This is a genomic window from Aeromonas sp. 11P (genome assembly GCF_051920165.1).
Taxonomy (GTDB): domain Bacteria; phylum Pseudomonadota; class Gammaproteobacteria; order Enterobacterales; family Aeromonadaceae; genus Aeromonas; species Aeromonas veronii.
In genome coordinates this window covers 4,218,733-4,244,876 of the sequence record NZ_JBQBDJ010000004.1, presented here as the reverse complement: position 1 = coordinate 4,244,876, position 26,144 = coordinate 4,218,733, and the positions used below count along the sequence as shown (strand labels likewise).

The window sequence follows — 26,144 nt, the reverse complement described above, 5'->3', positions numbered from 1 at the left end:
GCAGCCGCTCTGTTTTGGCTTGCAGACCCACTCCCGATGGGGGTTACAGTGTGTGCTGCTTGCATCGCCAGCAAATAAAAAAGGGAGCCATGATGGCTCCCTTTTTAGCGATGTGAACACCCGCTTATTCAGCAGCAGCGTCATCCTGCTTGTACTTGGCAGCAGTCTCTTTGATCAGAGCCTGCAACTCGCCGGCCTGGAACATCTCGATCATGATGTCACAGCCACCGATCAGCTCACCTTCAACCCACAGTTGGGGGAAGGTCGGCCAGTTGGCGAATTTTGGCAATTCGGCGCGGATATCCGGATTTTGCAGGATATCAACGTAGGCAAACGGCTCGCCGCAGGACATCAGAGCCTGGGAGGCCTGGGCAGAGAAGCCACAGCTGGGTAGCTTGGGGGAGCCCTTCATGTAGATGATGATGGGGTTATCAGCCAGCTGCTGCTTAATCTTTTCAATAGTTTCCATAGGTGCCTCACTAGAGCGATTTCGGCGGCCATTCTACTGCAATCTTGCCCGAGCACAAACTGACAAAGGGGTGACCCGGTTAGAATTGCGCAAAGAACCCACTCAGGCTTGATCGCGATCATGGCGCCAATCAAGAGTTGTTAGGCCATCTTTGATACTGCTACAATCCCTTGGCTTTGGGCTACCCTGCCCCATCATTTTAAAAACAACTCTTTTCACATATAGAAAAGAGTACGCAATGTCTTGCAACCGTCGCCTTCGCACGGTCCAGCCAATGGAGAGTAGAAAATGGCATTCGAACTTCCCGCTCTGCCCTATGCAATCAACGCTCTGGAACCGCACATCTCCCAGGAAACTCTGGAATATCACCACGGCAAGCACCACAACACCTACGTGGTCAACCTGAACAATCTGGTGCCGGGTACCGAGTTTGAAGGCAAGTCTCTGGAAGAGATCATCAAGACCTCCAGCGGCGGCATCTTCAACAACGCCGCCCAGATCTGGAACCACACTTTCTACTGGCACTGCCTCTCCCCGAATGGTGGTGGCGAGCCGACTGGCGCCCTGGCTGAGGCCATCAACAAGGCATTCGGCTCCTTCGCCGAGTTCAAAGATGCCTTCACCAAATCTGCCATCGGCAACTTCGGTTCCAGCTGGACTTGGCTGGTGAAGAAAGCTGACGGCTCTCTGGCCATCGTCAACACCTCCAACGCTGGCTGCCCGCTGACTGAAGCCGGTACCACCCCGCTGCTGACTGTTGACCTGTGGGAGCACGCCTACTACATCGACTTCCGCAACCTGCGTCCGAAGTACATGGAAACCTTCTGGGCTCTGGTTAACTGGGAATTCGTGGCCAAGAATCTGGCTGCCTAATCAGCCTCGCTTGCCAAAACGCCCCGCACTGCGGGGCGTTTTTTTATATCTAGATGGCTGCGGAAATGAATAAGGCGCCCGCAGGCGCCTTTTACATATCGAGATAGCCAGTTTACTGGTCCAACTCGTCCATATATTCATCCAGATTGGCATCGTCGGCCTGCTCTTGCTGAGACGCTTTCAGCTCGGTCTGCTTGCCCGTCACCTTGCCCTGGTTATATTGCAGGTAGAAGTCCTTAGTTAGTGCATAGGGGTCGAGTGAGTTGTCGATGATCCGCTCCTGATCGATCAGCTTGGCACGTGTGCCCAAGCCATCCAGTGCCCAGTGTGCAACCTTCATCGGGAAGGTTAACAGGGCATAGGGGAAGTAGAAGCTGTCAATCGCATCGCCAACCAGCTCCCGGGTGGTGGTCGGGCCGTAGACAGGCACCATGATGTAGGCACCATTACCGATATCGGCCCTGCCCAGCACTGTGTCCATCTCCAGCTTGTTACGCTCGAGGCCTGCATGTTTGGCCACATCGAAGATACCCAGCAGACCGACCGTGGTGTTGAGGGTAAAGCGCCCCAGGTTGGTGCCCGCCCCCTTCAAATCACCGGTGATCAGATGGTTCACCATGCTGCTTGGCTCATCAAAGTTGGCAACAAAGTTGGCAATGCCATCCTTCACCCCTACCGGAATGTAGCGGGCATAGGCATGTACCACAGGACGTGCCACATAGGGCTCCAGCACATCATAGTTGACCGCCCACATGGCCCGGTTGGCCCCCTGGAAGGGATCGCGCGGATCGGCCGCCGTACTGGTGGCACCCGGATTATTCATGCCGGGATTGAGATCCAGACTCTCTGGGCCAGGCTTGGGTGGGCCACCGGCACAGCCAGCCAGCAAGAGGGCTGCCAGTATGGCCCCTGAACGAAGATACATATGATTGTCCTGACGTTTTATTTTGATTTATCAGAAGTATAGATAACCCGGCTCCTATCCAGGAGCCAGGTTATCCAAAGGCATATTAGAGGGCGTGATCGATGCGGATGTCAATCGGAGCAGCAGGGATCTCGGTCGTCTTAACAGGCACGGATACCCCTTCGAAGGCTCCTTCCTTGTTCATCACATTGCCACCGCGCGAGAGACGCGCCTTGAACTGCAGCTCCGGATAGGCCGCCAGTTTGCTGCCTTCCATCATGGCATCGCCATCCCCGAGTGACAGGGTAACAGGCAGGGTTGGCCCTGCGATACGCTTCACGGCGATGGGCATAGGCGGCCCGTTGGGCACCACGGCAAAGACGAAGAGATGGGCATCTTCCGGCATCTGAATGCCCGCCGCCAACGTGACGTGGATGGGGAATTCCCCCTCTTTCACCGCGAGCGGTTGTCCCTCAACTGCGCCCGCTTTGGCTGCGCCTGAATTCGTCACCTCGATGCCGCGCTGCTTGAGCTGCGCGCGGGCATACTCCATGGAGCGCTCGACCATCACATAACGGGGAGTGCCTTTCTCCATCAGTGGCAACATCGCCTGCCAGCGAGACAGCGCGGTCTGAAAGTCCTCTTTTTGCAGCGCCATAAAGGCATAGACAGAGCGCGCCTCGATATTGTCCGGATCCTGCGCGATAGCCACTTGCAACAGGGCATCCGCTTGCGCCTCATCCCCCGTCATCATTAGCGCCTGCGCATAGGGCACCGCCACCAGCGACTTCTGGGGAGCCAGCGTGTAGGCCCGCTCCAGCGCCTCACTGGCCATCTCGGGATCATTACCATCCAGCGCCAAACGTCCCAGCAGCAGCCAACCGCGGTAGTCGTTCGGTTCATCCTTGAGGCGGGTACGCAGTGCCAGCGTGAAATCCAGCAGATCCTGCTCGGTCACCTGGGCATCGCGTTCCACCAAAATGCGGTTGCTCAGCTCGCCAAGACGGCTGCTGGCATCTTGCCAACGGCTCACCTCCAGCCAGGAGCCCAACTTGTAGTAGAGCCCCAGACTCACCACCAACAGCACCAGCACACCCGGGATCCAGATCAGACTCTTGCCACTGCGGGCAGTCTGCTCCACATCAGGGATATCATCCAAGAGGCTTCGTTGCAGCTCGACCAGCGAGTCGGACTCCTCAGCCAGGACACCCTGCTCGCGCTCTTCGCCAATCTCCAGCAGCCGCTGGCGATAGAGCTGTTTGTTGAGCGCCGAGCGACTGATGCTCTGTTTGCCTTCTCCACGCCACAGCGGCACGACGAGCGCCAGACTCACCAGCACCAGCAAGCCCGCAATCACTATCCAAAAAGCGGTCATTGTTTCTCTTCCTCTTTGAGCAGCTCGGCCAGTCGGCGCTGCTCCTCCTCGCTCAAGGCGTTATCCAGTTGTTTTTTCACCGCAGGGGGCCGGCGGCTGCGCATCACGACCACGGCGCCACCGATCAGGATCACCAGCAGCGGGCCGAGCCAGAGGATCAGGGTGGAGGCCATCAGGGGCGGGTTATAGAGGATAAAGTTGCCGTAGCGGGCCACCATGTAATCCACGATCTCCTCTTTATCCTTGCCCTCGCGCACCATCTGGTAGGTCTTGTCGCGCAAGTCCTTGGCCAGCCCCGCATTGGAGTCGGCGATATCCTGGTTCTGACACTTGGGGCAGCGCAGCTCCTTGGTCAGTTCACGAAAGACCTGCTCCTGATTGTCGTTGTCGAAGGTGTAGACATCGATAGCGGCCATGGCCGGCGCTTGCACCACCCATCCCAGCAACAGCAGCAGGGAAGCAATAAATACTCTCATCAGGACTCCCCTCACTTCATGGCATCAAAGATGGGTTTGAGGGTCGACGCCCAGTTCTCGGGGTTGATATCCCCCACGTGGCGATAACGGATGATCCCCTTGCTGTCGATAAAGAAGGTCTCCGGCGCGCCGTATACCCCGAGATCCAACCCCAGCATGCCGTCCGGATCATAGAGGTTGACCTGATAGGGGTTGCCCAGCTCCGCCAGCCATTTGATCGCCTTGTCGCGCTCATCCTTGTAGTTCATGCCGATGATGGGAATACCCTGCCCTGCCAGCTGTTTGAGGTAGGTGTGCTCGCCATAGCAAGTCGGGCACCAGGTGGCCCAGACGTTGAGCAGCATGGGGCGACCGGTCAGGATGGTGCGGTCATGCTGTTTGCCCAGATCGTAAATGTCCTGCAGGGTGAACACCGGCACCTCTTTGCCCACCATCACGGACTCAAGCTTGGTAGGATCGGAGTAGAGCCCTTTGAACAGGAACACCGCCCCCAGCAAAAAGACGATAAAGGGGATTAAAAACAACCAGGTCTTTTTGTTCATGCCTTGGCCTCCTCCTCACGACGGCCGAAACGGTAACGCTTGTCGAGCATCGCCAGCACGCCACCGATGGCCATAAAGACGCCGCCGAACCAGATCCAGCGCACAAACGGCTTGTAGTAGATCCGCACTGCCCAGGCCCCGTTGTCGAGCTGTTCCCCCAGCGCCGCATAGAGATCACGGGTGATACCGGCATCGATGGCTGCTTCGGTCATCGGCATCCGGGTCACCTTGTACATCCGCTTCTCGGGCTTGAGCAGGGCGACCTGCTTGCCATTCTTGTGCACTTCCAGCACGCCCTTGAAGCCATCATAGTTGGGGCCGTTCTTCTCCTTGATCCCGGCAAAGACGAACTCGTAATCGGCAAAGTGCACCCGATCACCCGCCTGCATCCGCAGATCCTTCTCGATGCTGTAATTCTGGGTGCAGGCGATACCAATGATGCTGACTGCCAGCCCCACATGGCCAAGAATCATGGCCCAGTGGCTGTTGCCAAGCTTGCGCACACCGACTGCAAAGCTGTGCTTGTGGGTCGCTCGCGCCCAGGTCTCTTGCACGCTGGTGACGATGATCCAGGCACCCAGACCAATCCCTACCGCCGCCCACGGCTTGAAGGTTTCGGCAAAGAGCAGCGGCAACAGCAAGGCTGCGGCCAGACTCAGCACCAGTGCCACGAGCACCTTGCTTTTGAGTTCCCCCAGCTCCTGACGACGCCAGCGAAACAGCGGGCCAATCCCCAGCAGCAGGGCAAACGGGATGATCAGCCAGCTGTAGATGTGGTTAAAGAAGGGGGTGCCGATAGAGATGCTCCCCAGCCCCAGCTCCTTGTGCACCAGCGGCAGCAAGGTACCGAGCAGAACGGTCAGCAGACCCGCCACCAGCATGATGTTGTTGCAAAGCAGCAGGGTCTCGCGGCTCCACAGCTCGTGTTTGCCGTGGCTCTTCACCTGCGAGCCTTTAAAGGCAAACAGCAGCAAGGATGAACCGATCACTGCCAGCAGGAAGCCGAGAATAAACAGACCGCGGGTCGGGTCGGAGGCAAACGCATGGACCGACACCAGCACGCCGGAGCGTACCAAGAAGGTACCCAGCAGGCTCAGCGAGAAGGCTGAGAGGGCCAGCAGCACGGTCCACGCCTTGAAGGTGGCGCGCTTTTCGCTCACCGCCAGCGAGTGCAGCAGAGCGGTACCCGCGAGCCAGGGCATGAAGGAGGCATTTTCTACCGGATCCCAGAACCACCAGCCGCCCCAGCCGAGCTCGTAATAGGCCCACCAGGAGCCGAGCACGATGCCGAGGGTCAGGAATACCCAGGCCGCCATGGTCCAGGGGCGCGACCAGCGCGCCCAGGTCGCATCGAGGCGGCCGGTCATCAGCGAGGCAATGGCAAAGGCAAAGGCAACCGAGAAGCCCACATAGCCCATGTAGAGCATCGGCGGATGGAAGATAAGACCAGGATCCTGCAGTAGCGGATTGAGGTCACGACCATCTACCGGGAAATAGGGCAAGGTGCGGGTGAAGGGATCGGAGGTGAACAGCACGAATGCGGTGAAGCCGACCGAGATCAGCCCCAGCACGCCGAGTACCCGTGCGACAGCATCGAGCGGCAGACGGCGGCTGAACATGGCCACCGCCGCAGTCCAGCCACCCAGGGTCAGAACCCACAGCAGCAGGGAGCCTTCGTGGGCGCCCCATACCGCCGAGATACGATAGGCGAGCGGCAGCAGGCTGTTGGAGTTAGTGGCCACATACTGCACGGTGAAGTCGTTGTCGATAAAGGCCCAGGTCAGGCAGAGAAACGACAGCAACAGCAGCAAGAACTGGGCATAGGCGAGCGGACGGGCCGCCGACATCATGCCAAGACGCCCCCAACTGGCGCCCAGCAGTGGGTAGCTACCCAGCAGCAGGGCAGTGGCAAAGGCCAGGATCAGCGCAAACTGACCTAATTCCGGGATCATGAAGGCATTCCTTTCAATTGAACGGTGACAACAGCCGCATCACGCACGGCAGGCAAAGCGAAAAAGGCAACCACCACAGGGATCACTGCTTGGCTCCCTTCAACTGCGCCTCGGTATACTCCGGCTTGAAGTGCATGCCGTTGGTGGCATCGGCCACTTCCGGCGGCATGTAGTTCTCATCGTGCTTGGCCAGCACCTCGAACGCCTCTACGGTCGTGGCATCCTTGAGGGTGCCCTGGGCAACAATCCCCTGCCCTTCACGGAACAGATCCGGCAGGATGCCGTCAAACTCGACCTTCACCAGATGACCGCCGTTATCCACCAGCTTGAAGGCAACCTTGAGGCTCTGGGGATCCCGTTGTACCGACCCCGGCACGACCAATCCACCGATGCGCAGGCGCTGCCCCTCTTCCGGCTTGACCTTGTCCGGCCCCTTCCCCTCCACCAGCTCGCTCGGGGTATAGAAGAGGTCGATATTCTGACTGAGTGCGTAGAGCACCAGCCCGCTGACGGTAGCCAGACCCAGGGTAATGGCCAGAATGATGGTGAGGCGTTTTTTACGTCTCGGGTTCATAGGGTGTTCTCCATCTGCTGGGCCGCCTTGCGACGGGCCTCACGCGCCTGTTTGCTGCGTAACTCACCGAGCAGGCTGCGGGTTTTCATGCGGGTAGAAATGATGATGCCGACCAGACACACCAGCGTCAGGCCAAAAGAGAGCCAGACATAGAAGGCGTAACCGCCCATCGCCATAAAATCACTGAAAGAGGCAAAGTGCATGCTTACTTCTCCTGCTCTGCAATCTCTTTGACCCAGGGACGATGCCACTCCCGCATCAGGAGTTCATTGCGAAAACGCATCAGGGTCAGGGCCCCGAGAAATGCGGCAAACGCCAAGATCATGATCAGCAGCGGCCAGAGCATCTCGGGTGAAATGGAGGGTTTGTCAAATTTGGTGATGGTGGCCCCCTGATGCAGGGTGTTCCACCACTCCACCGAGTAGTGGATGATCGGCAGGTTGATCACCCCCACCAGTGCCAGAATGCCGGCGGCACGGCCAGCGACCACCTTGTCACTGAAGGCGTTGTAGAGGGCAATCACGCCGAGGTAGAGAAACAGCAGGATCAGTTCAGAGGTGAGCCGTGCATCCCACACCCACCAGGTTCCCCACATCGGCTTGCCCCAGGCGGCACCGGTAAAGAGGGCAATAAAGGTAAATACGGCGCCGACCGGCGCAATGGCTGCAACCGTCATGTCCGCCATCCGCAGTTGCCACACCAGGCCGATAAAGGCGGCCACCGCCATGGTGGAGTAGGCCCCCATGGAGAGAATGGCGGAAGGCACGTGGATATAGATGATCCGGAACGAATCTCCCTGCTGGTAATCCGCTGGCGCAAACGCGAGGCCCCAGACAGTACCGATCACAAACGAGAGCAGACTAATCACCGCAAACCAGGGCAACAGCGTGCCTGCCAGCTGATAGGCACGCTCCGGTTTGGCATAAGGGTGCAACCATTTCCACATAGCTCACAAAACCTTTTTGTTATTAATCGTTTGGCGAGGCCTACCATACCGACCACGGGGCAGCATCAAATACCCCGAAAGCAATAAGCGGCACTCTCCTTGATCCATCGCAACATTATTTTTTGCAAAAAGACCCCATTCGGAGCCAAATTCGGTTCAGCTCACGGCCATCAGTTGAGGCTGACCCGCAACGCCGCCGACACAGCCAGCGGCGTCAGTGTCAAAGCCCCCACCAGCATGGCTGCCAGAATGGCAAGCTGCCCGCCATAGGGCAAGCTCATCCCCGCGGCATCGATGGCTGAGGTGGCAAAAATCAGTACCGGAATATAGAGCGGCAGGATCAGCAGACTAAGCAGCACCCCGCCTTTGCGCAGTCCCACCGTCAACGCGACCCCGACCGCGCCGAGCAAACTCAATACCGGAGTGCCAAGTGCCAGCGTCGCGACGACGGCCAGATAAGTGTTCATATCCAGCGACAGCAAAATCGCCAGCAAGGGAGAGATCAGCAGCAGCGGCAATCCGGTCAGCAGCCAGTGAGCGACCACTTTCGCCAGCGCCAGCAAGCCCAGCGGGTGCGGCATCAGCATCATCTGCTCCAGCGCGCCATCGGCAAAGTCGTCGCGAAACAGTCGCTCCAGCGACAGCATGGCCGCCAATAGCGCCGCCACCCAGATAATCCCCGGGGCAATACGGGCCAGCAGTTTGGGCTCCGGGCCAATGCCTAACGGAAACAGGGTGATGACGATGAGGAAAAACCAGAGCGGATTGAGAATATCGGAACGCTGGCGCAGGGCCATCAGCAGTTCACGGTGAATAAGGTGCATAACAGCGCGCAACATGGCGTTACTCCTGCAATGTCGAGGCGAAGGGGGTCAACGAGATAGTCTTCAGCTGTCCCTGCATCAGGGTCAGATCCTGATGGGTGGTGAGGATCACCATGCCGCCCCGCTCGGCGTGGGCCAGAAAGAGCTGTTCGAGCACCTTGACCCCTTGCTTGTCGATGGCGGTAAAGGGTTCATCGAGGATCCAGAGTGCCGGTTTCTGTGACAGCCAGAGTCTGGCCAGAGCCACCCGGCGTTGCTGGCCAGCAGAGAGTTGCCCGGTCGGGTTCTCTTCAAATCCGGCCAGCCCTACCCGGGCCAATATCTGCCACAAATCAGTCTCTGTCTGCTGCGGGTGATGTAACTGCTGGTAGAACTTCAGGTTTTCAAAAGGGGTCAGCGCCGCTTTGACACCGGGCTGATGGCCGAGATAGAGCAGATTGGCATGATACTCATCGCGACAGTGACGAATATTCTCCTCATTCCAGCACACCTCACCGGCAAACGGCTGCGACAGCCCGGTCAACAATCGCAACAGGCTGGTCTTGCCGACCCCGTTGGGCCCTTCAATTTGCACCAGATCGCCGGGCGCAACAGAGAAAGTGAGGTGTTCAAACAGAGTGCGATCTTCGCGCACGCAGCTCAGATTGTTAACTTGAAGCAGCATGGGGATTTTTTCAGAGAAAATGAAGCGGTCTGCATCTTAACACAGTATTGGAATACGTCTTTTCAAAGATGCAACAATTGAACTGACTGGCGACCGGGATCACAAAGAAAATACGGTAGAAACTACTAGCTCAACGCTGCTGGGGGAAAAGCGGCTGCACGCCATAAAATTCAGGAAGGCAATTGCCTTCCTGAATCATCAAGAGCGACCTTTTCGCAACGATATCAAGAGCTCAGCCTCTGCCTTTGGCAACTCGCACTCACTCATGACTTCATCAAGATCGGCGCCCAGTTCGACCATCTTTGCCGCTCGGCTGTAGAGCCTGCGCTCGGGATCCTGCATGGTCAGCTCTTGCTGGCGCTCATTGACCTGCTGAATCGCCCCTTCCACCGACTGCAGACGCTGCCCCATGCCAATAGCGCCGGTATGGAGTTCCATCATCTGCTTGCGCAAGCTTTCCAACTGACCTTGCAGGGTTGCCACACTGGCCTCGGACTCCTGCTTGCTGCGCTTGCTCTTGAACCAGATATAAGAGGCAAACGCCAAGGCAATCAGGGACATCCCCAAGGCAACCATCTCGATTATCAAAACATCACCTTACTTATCAGAGGGAACCGATATCTTCCCACTCTTCATCGGAGAGCAGCTTGTTCAAGTCAACCAGGATCAGCAGTTGCCCATCGCGGTTGCTCACCCCCTGAATAAACTTGGCGCTCTCTTCAGTACCGACCGCAGGTGCCGCATCGATTTCGGAAGAGCGCAGATAAACCACTTCTGCCACGCTGTCGACCATGATGCCGATCACCTGCTTCTCTGCCTCGATGATCACAATCCGGGAGTTTTCACTCACATCACCGGAAGGCAGACCGAAACGGGAACGGGTATCGATGACAGTCACCACATTGCCACGCAGGTTGATGATCCCCAGTACGTACTCAGGCGCACCCGGCACCGGTGCAATTTCGGTGTAGCGCAACACCTCCTGAACCTGCATCACATTGATGCCGTAGGTTTCGTTTTCCAGTTGGAAGGTTACCCATTGCAGCACTTCATCTTCGGCCAGATTCTGTGCAATATTGCGCTTTTCTGTCATGTTTTTATTCCTTTTATGAAAACGTCTACTGCTAAAACTAGCAATAAAACAGCTCGATTGCAGAAGTTATCAGCGACCTTCTATGTTAACCCCACGCTCCAACAACAGGAGCAGTTCTCGGACGTGTAACAGGGCACACATTTTTTCTTTGACCATGCCCGCCAACCAGGGGCGCTTGCCCTCCTGATGGCGCCATTTCACCTGGTCACGGTGTAACAATTCAGTCCCTTTGAGATGATGGCAGGCTAATCCCCACGGCGATTCACCAAGCATAATCAGATACTTGTAATCATCCATCTCGAGATGCTGACCCGGCATGACCCACTGGGCAGTATCGACCACATTCATCTTCTGCTCGCGGGAGGTCATGATCCCCTTGTACCAACCCGGTTGGCCAAACAGGGAGGTGATCTCGCCCAGCTGATGAATACCACCCAGCTCGGTCAACGGCACCGCAAACGTCACACCCGCGACTTCAAAGAAAAGGGCCTGAAACTCTTTGCCGGTATCGATATTTTCCCAGGCAACAGGTTCAATGGCCTCTACCGGAGCAACCTCCAGCGCAGTTTCAGTCAAGATGGTGGTGTGGGGCTCCGCAACTTCGGGGAGCAGCACCTCCGCAGGCCATTCAGGCTCCACTGGCAACAGTGACTCCTCCGCCACAATCTCCAGCGGTGCGGTGAGAGTCGCTTCCTGGGTGAAGGCGTCATTCTCAAACTGGACTTGTCCCACCTGAGCCAATAGCTCACCGAGTTGTGCAAGCCGTGGATCGCTTTCAAGGTAAGGTGCGGCGACTACCTCGGGGACGCTTTGGGGCTGACGTTGCAACTGTAAAACAGGGGCAGATTGAACCTCTTCCACCTCATCCAGCACCAGTGGCTCATCGAGCAGCAGGGAGTGGAAATAGTCATCCATCGCCCGAACTTGAATGGTATCTCTCATGCCGTCACCTCATGAACCCGTTGCCGCTCAAGGGCATCAAGATGGTTGAGCAGCGTTTCGTATGCATAGGTTCCACGACTCCCGGGAGAATAGATAGACGGGGGGATATGCAGCAAGCTGGCATCCCGAAACTTGGTATCAATAGGGATCACAGCATTCCACACTGAATCCCCATATTGATCCTTGATCGACTTCAAGGTCATCAGAGAGGCACGGGTGCGCTTGTCGAACATGGTCGGGATCACGGTATAACGGAACTTGTCACGCTTGGAACGCTGCATGATCTCGAATGTTTTCATCATCCGCTCCAACCCCTTGAGGGCCAGAAATTCTGTCTGGACAGGCACCAGAATGCGATCGCAGGCAGCCAGCGCGTTGACCATCATCACCCCCAATACTGGCGGGCAATCGATCAGCACGTAATCATATTGCTCCTGAATGCGCAGCAGTGCCCGCTTCAGTACCAGTCCCATCCCCTCACGATTGCCCATCACCCGATCAAGGGTCGCCAAGGTAATAGATGCTGGCAGTAAGTTGATATTTTCGAACTTGGTCTTGAGCGTCAGTTTATTGACAAGCTCGGCTGTCGGTTTGACAGCTTGAAACAATTCATAGAGGGTTCCATCCAGGCGATCTGAATCAAAATCAAGATATGCAGTCAGCGAAGCATGGGGGTCAGTATCAATCAACAGCACCCGCTGGCCACGCTGGGCCAGGATCCCCGCAAGCGAGACCACTGTGGTGGTTTTACCCACACCACCTTTCTGGTTGGCAACCGTCCAAACAATCACTGTATCAATCCTGCCTTGTTGTTATGCGTATGCCACCACCGGGCAAGGTGATCACCTTTATCTCTCCTGCATCCACCGCCTGCTGTACAGCAGGAACCGGTTCAGCAACTACCGTCGGTGTTGCAACCACAGGTGCTGGCGGCACCCAGGCAAATTTGGAGATAGCGACCACAACCTTGCGATTCTGCAGTCTGCCCTGCTCGCTGCCGTTGTCAGCAAAGGGGGAAAACTCGCCATATGCCTCGAACGCCAGACGCTGGGGGGCGATCCCATCTGCAATCAAACCATTGAGTACCGCTTCGGCCCGAGATGCAGAAAGCGCCCAGTTAGAACGATAAATTTCATTATTTATCTGTTGGTTATCGGTATAACCCCGAACCCTTACATAGTTATCGACCGGTTTGAGAATACTTGAAAGAGTATTAATGACCGGTGCAGCGTTTGGTCCCAAAAAGGCACTGCCGCTGCCAAACAACAAGCCGGAACTGAGTTCAACCGTCAGCCAGTTCTCATCTTGCGTCAGTTTGACGATACCGGCATCCACCAGCGAGCCCATGCTCTGTTGCAACTGCATATCGAGTTTTGCAAGTGTCGCGCCATCTTGCAGCACTGGCACACTAGAAATAGGAGCAAGTGAAGGAGAGGGGGATGCTGGGCTTTCCAGCAACGATGGAGAGGCAGATACCGCATTATCCAGCAGGGAATTACCCTGCCCTTCAAGCAAGCCATTGCCGCCAGACTGCATGACACTGAACGCCTGGCTCATGCCATCAATCACCGCGCGATACTTGTCTTTGTTCACCAGCGCAACAGAGTAGAGCACCACGAACAAGGCAAAGATCAGCGTCATATAATCGGCATAGGAGACCAGCCAGCGGTCAAGATGCTCGCGACCCTGCAAGTGCAACCGATAGCGCTTGCGCATGGCTACTCTCCTTTCAAATAGGCCCTGAGCCTGCGTTCAACCTGCAAGCCGTTTTCACCATGGGCGATAGCCAGCAGCCCTTCCAGGGTCATCTCCTGAAAGAGTGCATAGTGATAGTGAAATGCGCGTAACCGATTGGCGATAGGCAGGTAGATGAGGTTGGCAAACCCCACTCCATAGATGGTTGCCACAAATGCCACTGCGATACCCGCCCCCAGTGCTGACGGGTCTTCGAGATGAAACATGGCCTGGATCAGGCCCAGCACGGCACCGATGATCCCGATGGTCGGACTGTACCCCCCCATGGCTTCAAATACTCTGGCGGCATGTTCATTGCGCTCCTGCTCGATATCGATATCGGCTTCGAGCAACATGCGAATATCCTCAGTGGAGACCCCATCGACAATCATGCCAAGCCCTTGGCGAGTAAAGTTGTCTTCCTCCTGCTCGGCCTGATTTTCAAGGGCCAGCAGCCCTTGCTGGCGCGCAAAGACGGCCCATGACTGCAACCGTTCGGCCTGTACCGCGAGATCTTGGCGGGGAGGGGTAAAAATCCATAACAGCTGGCGCAACGCCAGCAAGATGTACTTGGCTGGGGTCTGCAACGTGACGGCACCGACGGTACCACCCAGCACGATCAAAAAAGCAGGGCCGTCCACCAGCGTCAACAGGGAACCGCCATGCCACAGTTGGGCAATGGCAATAGCCCCCAATGCCAGGAGCAAACCGAGCAAGCCCATGATTAGCGCCCCAACTCAACCAGAATACGCTGGGCCACCTTGTCCAGAGGGAGTGATTCGCTGGCAATCCCCGCTTTGGCTACTGCTTGGGGCATACCATATACCACGCAGGAGGCCTCATCCTGCGCCCAGATGGTTGATCCCTGCTCTTTCAGCAGTCTAGCGCCATCACGGCCATCTGCGCCCATACCAGTCAGCACAATCGCCAATACCTTGTCGGCATAGGTCTTGGCCGCAGAGGCAAAGGTGATGTCCACACAAGGCTTGTAATTTACCTTGTCGTTGCCATCCACGATGCGAATGCGAGCCCCTGCACCACGACCTTCCAGCAGCATCTGTTTGCCACCGGGAGCAAGGTAGGCATGCCCGGGTTTAAGCACATCGCCATCTTCCGCTTCCTTGACGCCAATCTGGCATAACCCGTTGAGACGGGCAGCAAACGCGGCGGTAAAAGTGGCTGGCATATGCTGGATAAGCAGGATGGGATGGGGAAAATCTCCCGGCAACTTGGTCAGCACATTTTGCAAAGCAACCGGTCCGCCGGTAGAAGTCCCGATCGCCACCAACTGATAACTCTTGCCACTGCGCTTGAATGAAGCACTTGGCACAGTGCGTTGCAGGTCAGGCTGACGATCAGGAGTTCTGGGCGCTGTGCTGCCCAGAGGAACACGAGCAACCGGTTCAGGTGCTTTGGGACGAGCAGCGGATGTCATCAGGAAGCGCTTGCGGGATATCTCCTTCACCCGCTGTTGCAACAGTCTGACCGCTTCATCTTTGTCTCTGGCAATGTCCTCAAACTTCTTGGGCAAAAAGTCGAGAGCACCGGCGTCCAGCGCATCCAGCGTAGCCTTGGCCCCTTCATGGGTCAGGGAGGAGAACATCAGAATGGGGGTTGGGCACTTGGCCATGATCTCCCGCACCGCACTTATGCCATCCATCACGGGCATCTCGATGTCCATGGTGATCACATCAGGGCGTAGCGACATCGCCTTGTCCACCGCCTCACGTCCATTCTGGGCCGTATCAATCACCGTCAGCATGGGATCCTGATTGATGATCTCGCTCACCCGACGGCGAAAGAAGCTCGAATCGTCGACAACTAATACCTTGACTGCCATTGTTGTTTTTCTAACTCCTTGGGCCTGAGCTATTAATGTCTACGCGCATATGCTTTGAGCAGACTCGGCACATCCAAAATAAGGGCAATTCCGCCATCACTGGTAATCGTCGCCCCGGCCATGCCAGGGGTGCCTTGCAGCAGGTTATCAAGTGGCTTGATCACCACCTCTTCCTGACCAATCAGACTGTCTACCACAAACCCGATTTGCTGAGTGCCAATCTGCACGATCACCACATGTCCGGTATCCTGACGTGAACGCTTGTTGGCGCCACGAATCAACCATTTATGCAGATAGAAGAGCGGTATCGCCTTCTCGCGTACAATGATGGTGAGCTGGCCATCAACCATGTTGGCCTTTTTCAGATCCAAATGGAAAATCTCGTTCACACAACCAAGGGGAAGTGCGAAGGTTTGCTCACCCACTTCAACCATCAGCGTCGGCAGAATGGCTAGCGTCAACGGAACCTTGATTTCGAGACGGGTACCTTTCCCCCAAGTGGAATCTATGTGCACTGACCCATTGAGGCTGACAATGCTGGTTTTAACCACGTCCATTCCGACACCACGGCCAGATATATCGGAGATCTCGGCCTTGGTTGAAAAACCCGGGGCAAAGATCAGGTTATAGGCATCGTTGTCGCTCATGCGAGCGGCAGTATCTGCATCCAGAACACCGCGACTGATTGCGATGGACTTGAGTTTCTCCGGATCCATCCCAGCCCCATCATCCTCGATGCAAAGCAGGATATGATCGCCTTGCTGGGAGGCGCTAAGGGTGATCGTCCCTTGCCGCGGTTTGCCCGCTTTCTCCCGCACATCCGGCATTTCGACTCCGTGATCGCAGGAGTTGCGAACGAGGTGAACCAGAGGATCGGCGAGCGCCTCTACCAGGTTTTTATCCAGATCTGTCTCTTCGCCCACCATCACCAGCTCAATCTCTTTCTTAAGGGTTCTGGCCAGATCACGTACCACGCGCGGGAAACGACCAAATACCTTCTTGATTGGCTGCATGCGGGTTTTCATCACCGCCCCTTGCAGGTCAGCCGTTACCACATCCAGATTGGCAACCGCCTTTGACATCTCTTCATCATTGCTGGCAATACCCAGGCTCACCAGCCGGTTACGAACCAATACCAACTCACCTACCATGTTCATGATGACATCGAGAGTCTTGGTATCCACCCGCACTGTCGTATCGCTTTGCACGGCACTATTTTCTACTGGCGCAGGCGCCGCCTTGGCGGCAGGCGCTGGCGCCTTGGCGGCTTCAGCGGGTTTTGCGGTGGCAGCAGGTGCAGATTTGGCTACAGGATTGGCCGGTTTAGGCGGAGTCGCCGCGGCAGGTGTGGCAGGTGCGGCAGGTGCGGCAGGTGCGGCAGGTGCGGCAGGTGCGGCAGGTGCCATAGTACTCTGAGGCCCTTGACCACGACCATGCAATTCATCAAGCAGGCGTTCAAACTCATCATCATCGATAAGCTCGTCCACCTCTTTTTGCACCGATTTCAGAGGATTCACCTCTGGCGCCCCCATGTGCTGTCCCTGGCCATGGAGCTGGTCCAGCAAAGCCTCAAACTCATCATCGGTGATATCGCCAGAGCCACCCGCTATCGGGGCTGCTGCAGCCGTCTTGGTCGGAGCCCCACCCACACCGTGGAGTTCGTCCAGCAGACGTTCAAATTCGTCTGCAGAAATTTCATCGATCGAGCCGCCGCCATTGACAGGAGCAGGCTCGCTGCTGATGGCTGCGGGTTCAACAACTTCTGGAGCAACTTCTTCAACAACTACCGGTGCTGCAGGTTCAGATTCTACAGCCGCTGCCGCACTGGTAGCCGTGCGCAGTTGCTCTTCCCCTTCCGGCTTGCACAACTCATGGAGGTCATGAAGCAAATCATCTGACGCAGGGCTGGGTGCTTCGCGATTTTGAACCTGGGCGAACATGACATTGATGGCATCCAGCGCTTGCAGGATCACATCCATCAGCTCCGCAGTAACGGTTCGCTTGCCATTACGCAAGATATCGAACACGTTTTCCGCACCGTGGCATACATCAACAAGTTCACCGAGCGACAGAAAACCTGCCCCCCCTTTCACGGTATGGAAACCGCGAAAGATGGCATTCAACAGGTTCTTGTCATCGGGCCGCTTTTCCAAGTCGACCAGTTGTTCAGACAACTGTTCCAATATTTCGGATGCTTCGACCAGAAAGTCTTGCAGTATGTCTTCATCAACTTCGAAGGCCATGCGTCACTCCATTAGAATCCCAAGCTAGACAGCAGATCGTCCACATCATCCTGACCATTGACCACATCGGCACGAGCCTCGGGGTTCATGATAGGGCCCTCTGCTTCAATCCCGTTGACAGGAATACTACGAGTTGAATGCTCAGCAGAAGCCTCACCAAACATGGTCAGCATTTCTATTAATTTTGTTTCAACTTCCTGAACAAGCTTGATGACCTTGCGGATCATCTGACCTGTCAAATCCTGAAAATCTTGTGCCATCAGGATTTCTGTCAGCAGTTGCCGTAATTTATCGGCATCAGACTCTGAAGCCTTAATAAAATCATCAAGTTGGTGACATAAGGATTTGAACTGCCCCACGCTCATGTCACGAGACATCAGGGCATTCCAGTTCGGCATCACCAGCTGGATATTGTCATTCAGGCGATCCGCTATCGGCAAACTGGCTTCCACCGCATCCATTGTGCGATTGGCCGCTTTGTCGGTCATATCGATAACGTAGCTCAAGCGTTCCCGAGCATCGGGAATGTCATGGGTAGCCAAATCGGGAATACGGGGATCGAGGCGAAATTCTTGAAGTGAATCATGCAGTTGTCGGGTCAGCTGACCTACTTTTTCAAACAGATCGGCTGCGTTGGGGGCACATACTTCGGCAAGCAGTTCATCGGCCAGCTCAAATTCGCCTTGCTCCAGATGAGCAACAAGCATCCTTGCCTGGTCGAGCGAAATCATTGCTCTCGTTTTGGCCATCATCCCTGCAGCTCCTTAGCCAATTCGTTCGAAAATTTTGTCGAGTTTTTCTTTGAGCGTTGCTGCGGTAAAGGGCTTGACGATGTAACCGTTGACGCCAGCTTGGGCGGCTTCAATGATCTGCTCACGTTTGGCTTCAGCGGTTACCATCAGTACCGGCAGATGCTTGAGCTTCTCATCGACACGGATGGCTTTAAGCAGGTCAATACCTTGCATGCCAGGCATGTTCCAGTCGGTAACTACAAACTGAAAATCACCATTTTTCAGCATCGGCAGCGCTGTATTGCCGTCATCCGCCTCATGGGTATTGTTGAATCCCAAGTCGCGCAGCAAGTTCTTGATAATCCGGCGCATCGTTGAAAAATCGTCAACAATGAGGATTTTCATGTTCTTGTCCAAAATTCCCTCCTAAATAGCCACCAGAGTGGCTCACTTACATGATGCTAAAAACGGGTTGTGTCGTGCGGATTATGCCTTAGAGTTTCATCTCAGTGTAGCCAGTACAAACACTTATAGATGCCAATCTCTCAAACGAGCACGCAATCTGTGCATTGCCTGACTGTGGATCTGGCTCACACGCGACTCGCTGACATTCAAAACCTCGCCAATTTCACGCAAATTCAGCTCTTCATCGTAGTAAAGAGAGAGAACCAAAGCTTCTCTCTCTGGTAGACGACCAATTTGCTCGGATAATTGAATCTGAAATCGCTCGGCAGCCAATTCATCGAATCCCGAGCCTGAAGGAGCATCATCGGGGTTACCGATCACATCCTCGCTGACCCCCAAATCTTCGATGCCGATGATTTTGCCGCAGGAGACGTCTTGCAGCATCGCATGGTAATCAGCGATGGAGACCCCCATCTCGGCAGCAACCTCGGTATCTCGCGCGTCACGCCCGTGAGTCTGCTCGACATTCTCGATCGCTTCTGCAATAGCGCGACTATTGCGATGCACAGAGCGGGGTACCCAGTCACCACGCCGGATCTCATCCAGCATGGCGCCTCGGATGCGGATCCCGGCATATGTCTCGAAGCTTGCTCCCTTGCTACCGTCAAAGTTACGGGAGGCTTCAAGCAGCCCAATCATACCTGCCTGGATCAGGTCATCCAGCAAGACACTGCTGGGCAGGCGAGCCAACAAATGCTGGGCAATTCGCTTGACCAGGGGAGCATGACGCTCCACCAGCACGTAGGAATCCTGATGACGCAAGTACGCTTGGGCTTTATTCACGGGAACCTTCCTGTGTTGTGGCCGGTTTCTGCAACAAATTTTCCAGGAAAAACTCCAGATGGCCGCCTGGCTGGTTGGGCACCGGCCAGCTCGCCGCCTTGTTGGCAAGGGCCCGGAACGCCAGTGCGGCCGGCGACTTGGGAAACGCCTCGACAATCAGCTTCTGCTTGCGCACGGCGGCACGCAGATTGGTGTCATAGGGTACACAAGCGACCAGTTCCAGCGAGGTGTCGAGGAAACGATCCGTGACCCGGGTCAGTTTGGCAAAGAGCTCCTGCCCTTCGCGCAGACTGCGCACCATATTGGCCACTACCTTGAAGCGGAACACACCGTGATCCTTGGAGAGGATCTTGATAAGCGCATAGGCATCGGTGATGGAGGTCGGCTCATCGCAGACCACCACCATGATGTCTTGTGCTGCGCGGGTGAAGCTCAGCACCATGTCCGAGATCCCCGCAGCCGTATCCACCAGCAGGATATCGACCTGGGTCTTCATTTCGCTGAAGGCACGGATAAGCTCGGCATGCTGCACCGGAGAAAGCTCGACCATGGACTGGGTGCCCGAGGTCGCAGGCACGATCATCATGCCGTAGGGGCCTTCGACGATGATATCGTCGATGGTGCACTCACCCGCCAGCACGTGAGAGAGGTTGCGATGAACACGCAGCCCAAGCATGACGTCGACGTTGGCCAGACCCAGGTCGGCATCCAGCACCATCACCCGCTTGCCTTGGGCGGCCATGGCTCCGGCCACGTTCAGGGTCACGTTGGTCTTGCCCACGCCACCTTTACCACCGGAAACGGCGATTACTTTTACTCGATTGTTTTGACGCATTTTGCGCAGACCACTCGCCTGATCCATATACATGTTACTCATAAAACTCCGAATCTTCGGCCTCGCCAAAGCCTGCGCCCCAGAAATAGGGCTCTTCTGTTTCTCGCTCCAGCGAGCCCATGGCAGCCCCGACGAGCTGCGCCGCATTGGCAACCTGAATATCTTCCGGAACCCTTTGTCCGTCAGTGATATAGCTGATGGGCAATGAATTCTGGATACACACGTTAATCACTTCGCCCAGATTCAGACTTTCATCCAATTTGGTAAGTATGCAGCCGCTTAATGGAATACGCCGGAAATGGTCCACCGCCTCCTGCATCACCCGACGCTGGGAAGTTGCCGACATCACCAGATAACTGCGGATCCGCACCTTGGCATTCTTGACCAGGGTATCGAGCTGCTCGGTCAGCCGGATATCCCGCTGGCCAACCCCGGCCGTATCGATAAGTACCAGCCGACGATGGCGGAACTGATAAAGGGCATTGGCCAGCTCTTCGGCATCACGCACCTGCCGTACCGGGCACCCCATGATGCGGCCATAGGTCTGCAGCTGTTCATGGGCACCAATCCGGTAGTTGTCGGTGGTGATCAGCGCCACCTGCTCGGCGCCATACTTCATGGCGAAACGGGCAGCCAGCTTGGCGATGGTAGTGGTTTTGCCTACCCCGGTCGGACCAAGCAGCGCCACCGCGCCGCCCTGACGCATGATCTCGTCCTCACTGATCTTGAGCTGGGCCGTCAGCACTTCGGCCAACTGGGCCATCGCCTGATGAATGGACATATCTTCGGGGATCAGTCCCGCCAGTTGATCGGCAAACGCATCATCAAAGCCCAGTTTCTTGAGCTCCTTGATCAGCAGGGCCCGCATCGGTTCGCGGCGCTCCACCTCTTGCCACATCAGCCCGGAGATCTGGTGTTCCAGCAATTTGCGGATGCTGGCCATCTCCTTGCGCATCCCCTCCATCTCCTGATCCCGCTGGGCAGGTTGAGGAGCACGCTGGCCGGACGCAACCCGGGCCTTGGGTTTGGCAGGTTCGGGGGCTGCGCCCCACTGTCCCTGCTCGGCCAATGTTCTGGGCGCTGCATTGGCAGCGGCCAGACCGGCCGATTGGGTATTGCCCATTGGCGCCCCATTGCCCGGCTTGAGCTTCTGCTGGCGCGCCAGCAAGGCGGCCAGGGTATCGGCATAATGTTCGTTCTGCTCCTTCGCCGGCGACGGCTCGGGGCGGATCATCTGCCGTGCAGCAGACGAAATATTGACGCTCTCATCGTTCAGCTGACGGCGAACCGGCGCATCTTTGGGCCCCGGGACCTGGGATTGATAATCGACTGCGGCGACTATCTCTACCCCTCCGGTGACCTTCTTGTTGGACATGATGACGGCGTCCGGCCCGAGAGTCTCCTTGACCTCGGCCAGAGCCGTTCGCATGTCCTTGGCAAAAAACCGCTTAATCTTCACCCGTCGTCTCCGCTAACTAGTTCTGCCCTACCGCACTGACGATGCGGATCTGCTTGTCGTCGGGCACTTCCTGATAAGACAGAACGCGCAATCCAGGAATGGCATTCTTGACAAATTTCGCCAGGGTATTGCGCAAGATCCCCGATGTCAGAAGCACGGCCGGTTGGCCTTCCAATTCTTGTCGTTGAGTGGCTTCCACCAGCGAACGCTGCATCCGCTCTGCCAGACCCGGTTCAATACCGGCACCATCACCGCCACCTGCCTGCAAGGATTGATGCAATATACGTTCCAATTCCGGCGCCAAGGTAATCACCGGCAACTCGGGATCCGGGCCTGCAATCTCTTGCACAATCAGGCGACGCAGGGCAATCCGGCAAGCGGCCGTGAGCACTTCAGGATCCGGACTGCGCGGCGCGTATTCAACCAGGGTCTGCAGGATAGTGCGCATATCGCGGATTGGCACGCCTTCATTGAGCAAATTCTGCAATACCTTCACAAGGTTACCCATGCTGATCACTTCCGGCACCAGCCCTTCGACCAGCTTGCTCTGATGTTTGCCAATCATGTCGAGCAGTTGTTGTACCTCGTCATGGCCCAGCAGCAGAGCCGCATGGTTGGTCAGGATCTGGCTCAGATGGGTAGCCACCACGGTCGCGGTATCCACCACCGTATACCCCAGCGTCTGTGCCTGAGAGACCATCTCCTTGGCAACCCAGACCGCTTCCAGTCCGAAGGCGGGATCCCGGGTCGCTATCCCCTGGATCTGGCCGAACACCTGCCCCGGATTGATGGCCATCTCCTTATCATGGTAGACATTGGCCTCGCCGGTACTGACCCCCATCAAGGTGATGCGGTATTGATTTGGCGCCAGATCCAGGTTGTCGCGAATGTGGACGGCAGGGACCAGAAAGCCCAGCTCTTGCGAGAGTTTCTTGCGCACCCCTTTGATCCGGTTGAGCAGTTCGCCACCCTGATTGCGATCTACCAGCGGGATCAGCTGATAACCCACTTCCAGCCCGATGATGTCCACCGGCATCACATCGTCCCAGCTCAGCTCTTTCTGCTCATGAGGCTGCTCAGCTGTAGCAGGCAGCAGCTCGCCCTTGGCTGCTTTGGCGGCCGCCAGTTTCTCGCGGCGCAGCAACCACCAGGCGCCGGCGGCGGCGAGAGCCCCCAGACTCAGGAAGGCGAAATGCGGCATCCCCGGCACCAGCCCCATCATCAGCAGAATCCCGGCCGAGATGATCAGCGCCTTGGGATTGTCAAACAGCTGGCCTAGTACTGCGGTACCCATGTCCTGATCGGTATTCTGACGGGTCACTATGATGGCGGCAGCGATGGAGAGCAGCAGGGAGGGGATCTGCGCCACCAGACCGTCACCGATGGCCAACAGGGTATAGATCTCGGCAGATTCGCTGAAGGTCAGCTGGTGCTGCATCATCCCGATGATGAAGCCGCCGATGATGTTGATAAAGAGGATCATGATGCCCGCAATGGCATCCCCTTTGACGAACTTGGAGGCACCATCCATGGAGCCGTAGAAGTCAGCTTCCTGGGTTACATCCTGACGACGCTTCTTCGCCTCTTCCTGATTGATGAGGCCGGCGTTCAAATCGGCATCGATGGCCATCTGTTTGCCCGGCATCGCATCAAGGGTAAAACGGGCACTCACTTCCGCGATCCGCCCGGCACCCTTGGTGATCACCACAAAGTTGATGATCATCAGGATGGTAAAAACGATGATGCCGACCGCATAGTTGCCGCCGATCACCACGTTACCGAACGCCTCGATCACATGGCCGGCCGCCGCACTGCCATTATGACCTTCCAGTAACACCACCCGGGTCGAGGCAACGTTCAACGCCAACCGCAGCAAGGTAGCGAGCAGCAGTACGGTCGGGAAGGCAGCAAATTCGAGGGGGCGGCGGGTATAGACGGATACCAGCAGCACCACGATGGAGAGGGCAATGTTGAAGGAGAAGAGCACGTCCAGCATCAGCGGCGGGATGGGTAACACCACCATGCCGAGCGCGGCCAATACCAGCAGAGGGGTACCAAGGCCTTTGCCCAATACTCCCCGGTACTCTTTGAACTGGCCCAATACTGCCTTGAATTCCATCGCGCTTCTCAATTTCAACCTGCTGGTGCCAGATTAAAGCAAACATCAAGCCAACAATGCAAGACATTGAAATGCAATGGATTTATTTTGACTACGTCAGAACTTTGTCATTTTCGATATTCGGTCGGAATAGGCAGATCTTTAGCCAGCGGCTGGGGACGGCGCCCCTGACCACGGCGGAATTTCTTGAGCTGGAAGACATAGGCGAGCACCTGGGCAACCGCCGCAAACAGCCCTTCCGGGATCTCGTGGCCCAGCTCGGTTGAGTGGTAAATAGCCCGGGTCAAGGCTGGTGACGGCATGATGGGGATCTCGTACTCTCTGGCGATCTCCCTGATCTTCATTGCAATTTCATCTGTGCCCTTGGCCACGACCTTGGGCGCGGCACCGGGTTTGCCCGCATCATACTTGAGCGCTACCGAGTAGTGGGTCGGGTTGGTGATCACCACATCGGCCTTGGGTACATCCCCCATCATCCGGCGCATCGCCATCTGCATCTGCAACTGACGGATCTTGCCCTTTACCTCGGGCTTGCCTTCGCTGTCCTTGAACTCGTCCTTGACCTCCTGCTTGGTCATCTTGAGCTGACGCATGTGGTTCCACTGCTGGAACGGCACGTCGATGGCAACGATGGGAAGCAGGGCGCAGCAGAGGATGATCAACATCCAGAGAAACAACTCCAGCGCATCGATAATTCCGCCGGGGAAACCCTCCATTGAGAGGTTGAGCAGGTGATTGAACTGGCTGGATAACATCCACCAGGCAAACAGGGTGATGAACACCACCTTGGCGATGGATTTGACCAGCTCGATCAGCGACTGCACCCCGAACATGCGCTTGAGGCCGCTGAGTGGACTCAGCTTGCTCATCTTGGGCATCATGGCTTCGGTGGAGAAGTTCATCCCCCCCATCAGGGTGTTGCCGATAAAAGCGGCAATCGCCACCAGCGCGAACAACAGCCCCAGCGGAAGCACCAGTTCCCCCAGCAGCGCCGGCACCATAGCGATCATGGCATTGGGATCGAACGCCTGCTCCCGGTCCAGGGTAAAGCCCATGGTGACAACCTTGACCATGGCGGTCGCCAGCGAGCCCTTGAGCATCAACAGGCCAAAGACCGCCGAGAGCAGAACGCTGGCGGTCCCCAGCTCTTTTGAACGTGCAATCTGCCCTTTTTCACGGGCCTGTTGCAGTCGTTTGCCCGTGGGTTGTTCGGTACGTTCCTGGTCGGTATCAGCCATGAGCGCCCCCGAAGCACTGGGTGTTGATCAGCTCGCAGCTAACCTCCTGCACCCGCTCCCACATGATGTCAAAGTGACCGAGGAACCCGCCGATAGTGAGCCAGAGGATCAGCAGACCCGACATCATACTGACCGCAAAACCGATACTGAAAATGTTGAGCTGCGGCGCCGCCCGGGTCATGACGCCAAAAGCGAAGTTGATCAGCAGCAGGGCGACGATGGCAGAAAGGGCCATCACCAGTGAGGCCTGATACATCACTCCGAGAAAACCGATCAGGGTACGGATGGCCGGTAAAGTGAGTCCAGCGTCCGACACCGGCAAGGTTTCAAAGCTGAGGATCACCAGCCGCAGCATCACCAGATGGCCATCCAGCGCCAGAAACACCAGGGTCGCCAGCATCAGATAGAATTGACCCACCACGGGGGCCGACTGGCCATTCATCGGATCCACCAGGGTGGCAAAGCCGAGGCTGGTTTGCATGGCGATGACCTGACCGGCCATCACGAAGCTCTCCATCAGAAACTGGGTCATCAGACCAAGGGCAATACCGATCAGCAACTGCTGGCCCAATACCAGAAAACTGCCAGCAGAGAAGAGCTCGATAGGGGGCATTTTCGGAAGCAACGGGGCTATCAGAAAGGTGATGGCCAAAGCCAGCCCCATCCGTACCCGCGCAGGAGCAAGGCGGCTGCCAAACACCGCCATCACCATCAGCAGACTGCTCACCCGCGCCAGCGGCCAGAGGATGGAAGACAACCACTCCATGATCAGAGCGGTTGTGTAGGTCATCCCACCACCTCGGGGATTTGGTTCACCATCAGTACGAAGAAGTCCATCAGACTCTGCAGACCCCAGTGAGCGCCCGCGCCCAGCGCAAACAGTGTCACGATGAGACGAGGCAGAAAGCTCAAGGTCTGTTCGTTGATGGAGGTGGCCGCCTGAAAAATGGCCACCACCAGCCCGATAGCGAGGCTTGGCAGGATCACTGCGCTGACCATGATATTGACCAGCCAGAGCGCCTCGCGAAAGACGTCGACAAAGGTTTCAGGACTCATGTTCGGG

The 26,144-nt window shown here is 56.5% G+C and carries 29 protein-coding genes; 1 reads left to right on the top strand and 28 read right to left on the bottom strand.

Features of this window, described 5'->3' with window-relative positions; all coding sequences use genetic code 11:
- Positions 1-124 precede the first annotated feature (124 nt).
- Positions 125-469 carry a Grx4 family monothiol glutaredoxin gene (locus ACTG1P_RS19780; protein WP_069555635.1) on the bottom strand — a complete coding sequence of 115 codons (345 nt, stop codon included), beginning with the start codon at positions 467-469 and terminating at the stop codon, positions 125-127.
- Positions 470-757: 288 nt separating this feature from the next.
- Between ACTG1P_RS19780 and sodB the strand changes: the two genes are divergently transcribed.
- Positions 758-1,342: a superoxide dismutase [Fe] gene (sodB, locus tag ACTG1P_RS19775; protein WP_374836562.1), complete on the top strand. Its 585-nt coding sequence runs from the start codon at positions 758-760 to the stop codon at positions 1,340-1,342.
- 112 nt (positions 1,343-1,454) lie between these two features.
- Here the strand turns inward: sodB and ACTG1P_RS19770 are convergent, their stop codons facing one another.
- The 27 genes from ACTG1P_RS19770 to fliQ form a co-directional block, all read right to left on the bottom strand.
- Positions 1,455-2,267 carry an MlaA family lipoprotein gene (locus ACTG1P_RS19770; protein WP_005334673.1) on the bottom strand — a complete coding sequence of 271 codons (813 nt, stop codon included), beginning with the start codon at positions 2,265-2,267 and terminating at the stop codon, positions 1,455-1,457.
- 85 nt (positions 2,268-2,352) lie between these two features.
- Positions 2,353-3,621, bottom strand: coding sequence for a c-type cytochrome biogenesis protein CcmI (gene ccmI / locus ACTG1P_RS19765; protein ID WP_440002021.1), 1,269 nt, complete (start codon positions 3,619-3,621; stop codon positions 2,353-2,355).
- Positions 3,618-4,097 (bottom strand): cytochrome c-type biogenesis protein, encoded by a 480-nt coding sequence (locus ACTG1P_RS19760; RefSeq protein WP_017788562.1) that lies wholly within the window; start codon positions 4,095-4,097, stop codon positions 3,618-3,620. Before ACTG1P_RS19760 ends, ccmI begins: the two co-directional genes overlap by 4 nt.
- Before the next feature lie 11 nt (positions 4,098-4,108).
- Complete coding sequence (locus tag ACTG1P_RS19755) at positions 4,109-4,639, bottom strand: DsbE family thiol:disulfide interchange protein (protein ID WP_108541339.1); 531 nt, start codon at positions 4,637-4,639, stop codon at positions 4,109-4,111.
- A complete protein-coding gene (locus ACTG1P_RS19750; RefSeq protein WP_440002020.1) occupies positions 4,636-6,591 on the bottom strand; it encodes a heme lyase CcmF/NrfE family subunit in 1,956 nt (651 codons plus the stop codon). Before ACTG1P_RS19750 ends, ACTG1P_RS19755 begins: the two co-directional genes overlap by 4 nt.
- A gap of 82 nt (positions 6,592-6,673) precedes the next feature.
- Positions 6,674-7,165 carry a cytochrome c maturation protein CcmE gene (gene ccmE / locus ACTG1P_RS19745; protein ID WP_108541341.1) on the bottom strand — a complete coding sequence of 164 codons (492 nt, stop codon included), beginning with the start codon at positions 7,163-7,165 and terminating at the stop codon, positions 6,674-6,676.
- The gene (gene ccmD, locus ACTG1P_RS19740) at positions 7,162-7,368 is read right to left on the bottom strand and encodes a heme exporter protein CcmD (RefSeq protein WP_019444732.1); all 207 of its coding nucleotides are present in this window, start codon (positions 7,366-7,368) and stop codon (positions 7,162-7,164) included. The genes ccmE and ccmD overlap by 4 nt, the downstream gene beginning before the upstream one ends.
- Positions 7,369-7,370: 2 nt before the next feature.
- A complete protein-coding gene (locus ACTG1P_RS19735; RefSeq protein WP_005334687.1) occupies positions 7,371-8,111 on the bottom strand; it encodes a heme ABC transporter permease in 741 nt (246 codons plus the stop codon).
- A gap of 170 nt (positions 8,112-8,281) precedes the next feature.
- Positions 8,282-8,950, bottom strand: coding sequence for a heme exporter protein CcmB (gene ccmB / locus ACTG1P_RS19730; RefSeq protein WP_005353658.1), 669 nt, complete (start codon positions 8,948-8,950; stop codon positions 8,282-8,284).
- A 4-nt stretch (positions 8,951-8,954) separates the two neighbouring features.
- The gene (ccmA, locus tag ACTG1P_RS19725) at positions 8,955-9,599 is read right to left on the bottom strand and encodes a cytochrome c biogenesis heme-transporting ATPase CcmA (protein ID WP_440002019.1); all 645 of its coding nucleotides are present in this window, start codon (positions 9,597-9,599) and stop codon (positions 8,955-8,957) included.
- 198 nt (positions 9,600-9,797) lie between these two features.
- Positions 9,798-10,175, bottom strand: coding sequence for a DUF2802 domain-containing protein (locus ACTG1P_RS19720; protein WP_440002323.1), 378 nt, complete (start codon positions 10,173-10,175; stop codon positions 9,798-9,800).
- A gap of 28 nt (positions 10,176-10,203) precedes the next feature.
- On the bottom strand, positions 10,204-10,692 hold the full coding sequence (locus tag ACTG1P_RS19715) for a chemotaxis protein CheW (RefSeq protein WP_005298836.1): 489 nt from the start codon (positions 10,690-10,692) through the stop codon (positions 10,204-10,206).
- Between the two features lie 69 nt (positions 10,693-10,761).
- Positions 10,762-11,634 carry a chemotaxis protein CheW gene (locus tag ACTG1P_RS19710; protein ID WP_181221494.1) on the bottom strand — a complete coding sequence of 291 codons (873 nt, stop codon included), beginning with the start codon at positions 11,632-11,634 and terminating at the stop codon, positions 10,762-10,764.
- Positions 11,631-12,425: a ParA family protein gene (locus ACTG1P_RS19705; RefSeq protein WP_005353663.1), complete on the bottom strand. Its 795-nt coding sequence runs from the start codon at positions 12,423-12,425 to the stop codon at positions 11,631-11,633. Before ACTG1P_RS19705 ends, ACTG1P_RS19710 begins: the two co-directional genes overlap by 4 nt.
- Before the next feature lie 4 nt (positions 12,426-12,429).
- Positions 12,430-13,350 (bottom strand): flagellar motor protein MotB, encoded by a 921-nt coding sequence (locus ACTG1P_RS19700; protein ID WP_440002018.1) that lies wholly within the window; start codon positions 13,348-13,350, stop codon positions 12,430-12,432.
- Positions 13,351-13,352: 2 nt separating this feature from the next.
- Complete coding sequence (locus ACTG1P_RS19695) at positions 13,353-14,090, bottom strand: flagellar motor protein (protein ID WP_047434323.1); 738 nt, start codon at positions 14,088-14,090, stop codon at positions 13,353-13,355.
- Positions 14,091-14,092: 2 nt separating this feature from the next.
- Entirely contained in the window at positions 14,093-15,208 is a 1,116-nt protein-coding gene (locus ACTG1P_RS19690; protein WP_120415655.1) for a protein-glutamate methylesterase/protein-glutamine glutaminase, read from the bottom strand.
- Positions 15,209-15,240: 32 nt separating this feature from the next.
- A complete protein-coding gene (locus ACTG1P_RS19685) occupies positions 15,241-17,451 on the bottom strand; it encodes a chemotaxis protein CheA (RefSeq protein WP_440002017.1) in 2,211 nt (736 codons plus the stop codon).
- Positions 17,452-17,462: 11 nt separating this feature from the next.
- Positions 17,463-18,203, bottom strand: coding sequence for a protein phosphatase CheZ (locus ACTG1P_RS19680; RefSeq protein WP_005353668.1), 741 nt, complete (start codon positions 18,201-18,203; stop codon positions 17,463-17,465).
- 12 nt (positions 18,204-18,215) lie between these two features.
- Entirely contained in the window at positions 18,216-18,587 is a 372-nt protein-coding gene (gene cheY, locus ACTG1P_RS19675; protein WP_005334709.1) for a chemotaxis response regulator CheY, read from the bottom strand.
- 123 nt (positions 18,588-18,710) lie between these two features.
- Positions 18,711-19,430 carry an RNA polymerase sigma factor FliA gene (locus ACTG1P_RS19670; RefSeq protein WP_019444723.1) on the bottom strand — a complete coding sequence of 240 codons (720 nt, stop codon included), beginning with the start codon at positions 19,428-19,430 and terminating at the stop codon, positions 18,711-18,713.
- Complete coding sequence (locus ACTG1P_RS19665) at positions 19,423-20,298, bottom strand: MinD/ParA family protein (protein ID WP_013723550.1); 876 nt, start codon at positions 20,296-20,298, stop codon at positions 19,423-19,425. Before ACTG1P_RS19665 ends, ACTG1P_RS19670 begins: the two co-directional genes overlap by 8 nt.
- Position 20,299: 1 nt before the next feature.
- Positions 20,300-21,724 carry a flagellar biosynthesis protein FlhF gene (flhF, locus tag ACTG1P_RS19660; protein ID WP_019444722.1) on the bottom strand — a complete coding sequence of 475 codons (1,425 nt, stop codon included), beginning with the start codon at positions 21,722-21,724 and terminating at the stop codon, positions 20,300-20,302.
- A 16-nt stretch (positions 21,725-21,740) separates the two neighbouring features.
- Positions 21,741-23,843, bottom strand: coding sequence for a flagellar biosynthesis protein FlhA (flhA, locus tag ACTG1P_RS19655; RefSeq protein WP_005353675.1), 2,103 nt, complete (start codon positions 23,841-23,843; stop codon positions 21,741-21,743).
- Positions 23,844-23,950: 107 nt separating this feature from the next.
- Positions 23,951-25,081 carry a flagellar biosynthesis protein FlhB gene (gene flhB, locus ACTG1P_RS19650; protein ID WP_019444721.1) on the bottom strand — a complete coding sequence of 377 codons (1,131 nt, stop codon included), beginning with the start codon at positions 25,079-25,081 and terminating at the stop codon, positions 23,951-23,953.
- A complete protein-coding gene (fliR, locus tag ACTG1P_RS19645; protein WP_019444720.1) occupies positions 25,074-25,871 on the bottom strand; it encodes a flagellar biosynthetic protein FliR in 798 nt (265 codons plus the stop codon). Before fliR ends, flhB begins: the two co-directional genes overlap by 8 nt.
- The gene (fliQ, locus tag ACTG1P_RS19640; RefSeq protein ID WP_040065332.1) at positions 25,868-26,137 is read right to left on the bottom strand and encodes a flagellar biosynthesis protein FliQ; all 270 of its coding nucleotides are present in this window, start codon (positions 26,135-26,137) and stop codon (positions 25,868-25,870) included. The genes fliR and fliQ overlap by 4 nt, the downstream gene beginning before the upstream one ends.
- Positions 26,138-26,144 lie beyond the last annotated feature (7 nt).

Bases quoted from the DNA above. Each gene is read 5' to 3' on its own strand.
- ACTG1P_RS19680 (WP_005353668.1), bottom strand. From the start codon at position 18,203: ATGATGGCCAAAACGAGAGCAATGATTTCGCTCGACCAGGCAAGGATG.
- fliQ (WP_040065332.1), bottom strand. From the start codon at position 26,137: ATGAGTCCTGAAACCTTTGTCGACGTCTTTCGCGAGGCGCTCTGGCTG.
- ACTG1P_RS19710 (WP_181221494.1), bottom strand. From the start codon at position 11,634: ATGAGAGATACCATTCAAGTTCGGGCGATGGATGACTATTTCCACTCC.
- ACTG1P_RS19780 (WP_069555635.1), bottom strand. From the start codon at position 469: ATGGAAACTATTGAAAAGATTAAGCAGCAGCTGGCTGATAACCCCATC.
- ccmE (WP_108541341.1), bottom strand. From the start codon at position 7,165: ATGAACCCGAGACGTAAAAAACGCCTCACCATCATTCTGGCCATTACC.
- flhB (WP_019444721.1), bottom strand. From the start codon at position 25,081: ATGGCTGATACCGACCAGGAACGTACCGAACAACCCACGGGCAAACGA.
- ccmD (WP_019444732.1), bottom strand. From the start codon at position 7,368: ATGCACTTTGCCTCTTTCAGTGATTTTATGGCGATGGGCGGTTACGCC.
- ACTG1P_RS19715 (WP_005298836.1), bottom strand. From the start codon at position 10,692: ATGACAGAAAAGCGCAATATTGCACAGAATCTGGCCGAAGATGAAGTG.
- ACTG1P_RS19760 (WP_017788562.1), bottom strand. From the start codon at position 4,097: ATGAGAGTATTTATTGCTTCCCTGCTGCTGTTGCTGGGATGGGTGGTG.
- sodB (WP_374836562.1), top strand. From the start codon at position 758: ATGGCATTCGAACTTCCCGCTCTGCCCTATGCAATCAACGCTCTGGAA.
- ccmA (WP_440002019.1), bottom strand. From the start codon at position 9,599: ATGCTGCTTCAAGTTAACAATCTGAGCTGCGTGCGCGAAGATCGCACT.
- cheY (WP_005334709.1), bottom strand. From the start codon at position 18,587: ATGAAAATCCTCATTGTTGACGATTTTTCAACGATGCGCCGGATTATC.
- ACTG1P_RS19700 (WP_440002018.1), bottom strand. From the start codon at position 13,350: ATGCGCAAGCGCTATCGGTTGCACTTGCAGGGTCGCGAGCATCTTGAC.
- ACTG1P_RS19770 (WP_005334673.1), bottom strand. From the start codon at position 2,267: ATGTATCTTCGTTCAGGGGCCATACTGGCAGCCCTCTTGCTGGCTGGC.
- ccmI (WP_440002021.1), bottom strand. From the start codon at position 3,621: ATGACCGCTTTTTGGATAGTGATTGCGGGCTTGCTGGTGCTGGTGAGT.
- ACTG1P_RS19685 (WP_440002017.1), bottom strand. From the start codon at position 17,451: ATGGCCTTCGAAGTTGATGAAGACATACTGCAAGACTTTCTGGTCGAA.
- flhA (WP_005353675.1), bottom strand. From the start codon at position 23,843: ATGGAATTCAAGGCAGTATTGGGCCAGTTCAAAGAGTACCGGGGAGTA.
- ACTG1P_RS19755 (WP_108541339.1), bottom strand. From the start codon at position 4,639: ATGAACAAAAAGACCTGGTTGTTTTTAATCCCCTTTATCGTCTTTTTG.
- fliR (WP_019444720.1), bottom strand. From the start codon at position 25,871: ATGACCTACACAACCGCTCTGATCATGGAGTGGTTGTCTTCCATCCTC.
- ACTG1P_RS19735 (WP_005334687.1), bottom strand. From the start codon at position 8,111: ATGTGGAAATGGTTGCACCCTTATGCCAAACCGGAGCGTGCCTATCAG.
- ACTG1P_RS19665 (WP_013723550.1), bottom strand. From the start codon at position 20,298: ATGTATATGGATCAGGCGAGTGGTCTGCGCAAAATGCGTCAAAACAAT.
- ACTG1P_RS19750 (WP_440002020.1), bottom strand. From the start codon at position 6,591: ATGATCCCGGAATTAGGTCAGTTTGCGCTGATCCTGGCCTTTGCCACT.
- ACTG1P_RS19695 (WP_047434323.1), bottom strand. From the start codon at position 14,090: ATGGGCTTGCTCGGTTTGCTCCTGGCATTGGGGGCTATTGCCATTGCC.
- ccmB (WP_005353658.1), bottom strand. From the start codon at position 8,950: ATGTTGCGCGCTGTTATGCACCTTATTCACCGTGAACTGCTGATGGCC.
- ACTG1P_RS19690 (WP_120415655.1), bottom strand. From the start codon at position 15,208: ATGGCAGTCAAGGTATTAGTTGTCGACGATTCGAGCTTCTTTCGCCGT.
- ACTG1P_RS19720 (WP_440002323.1), bottom strand. From the start codon at position 10,175: ATGGTTGCCTTGGGGATGTCCCTGATTGCCTTGGCGTTTGCCTCTTAT.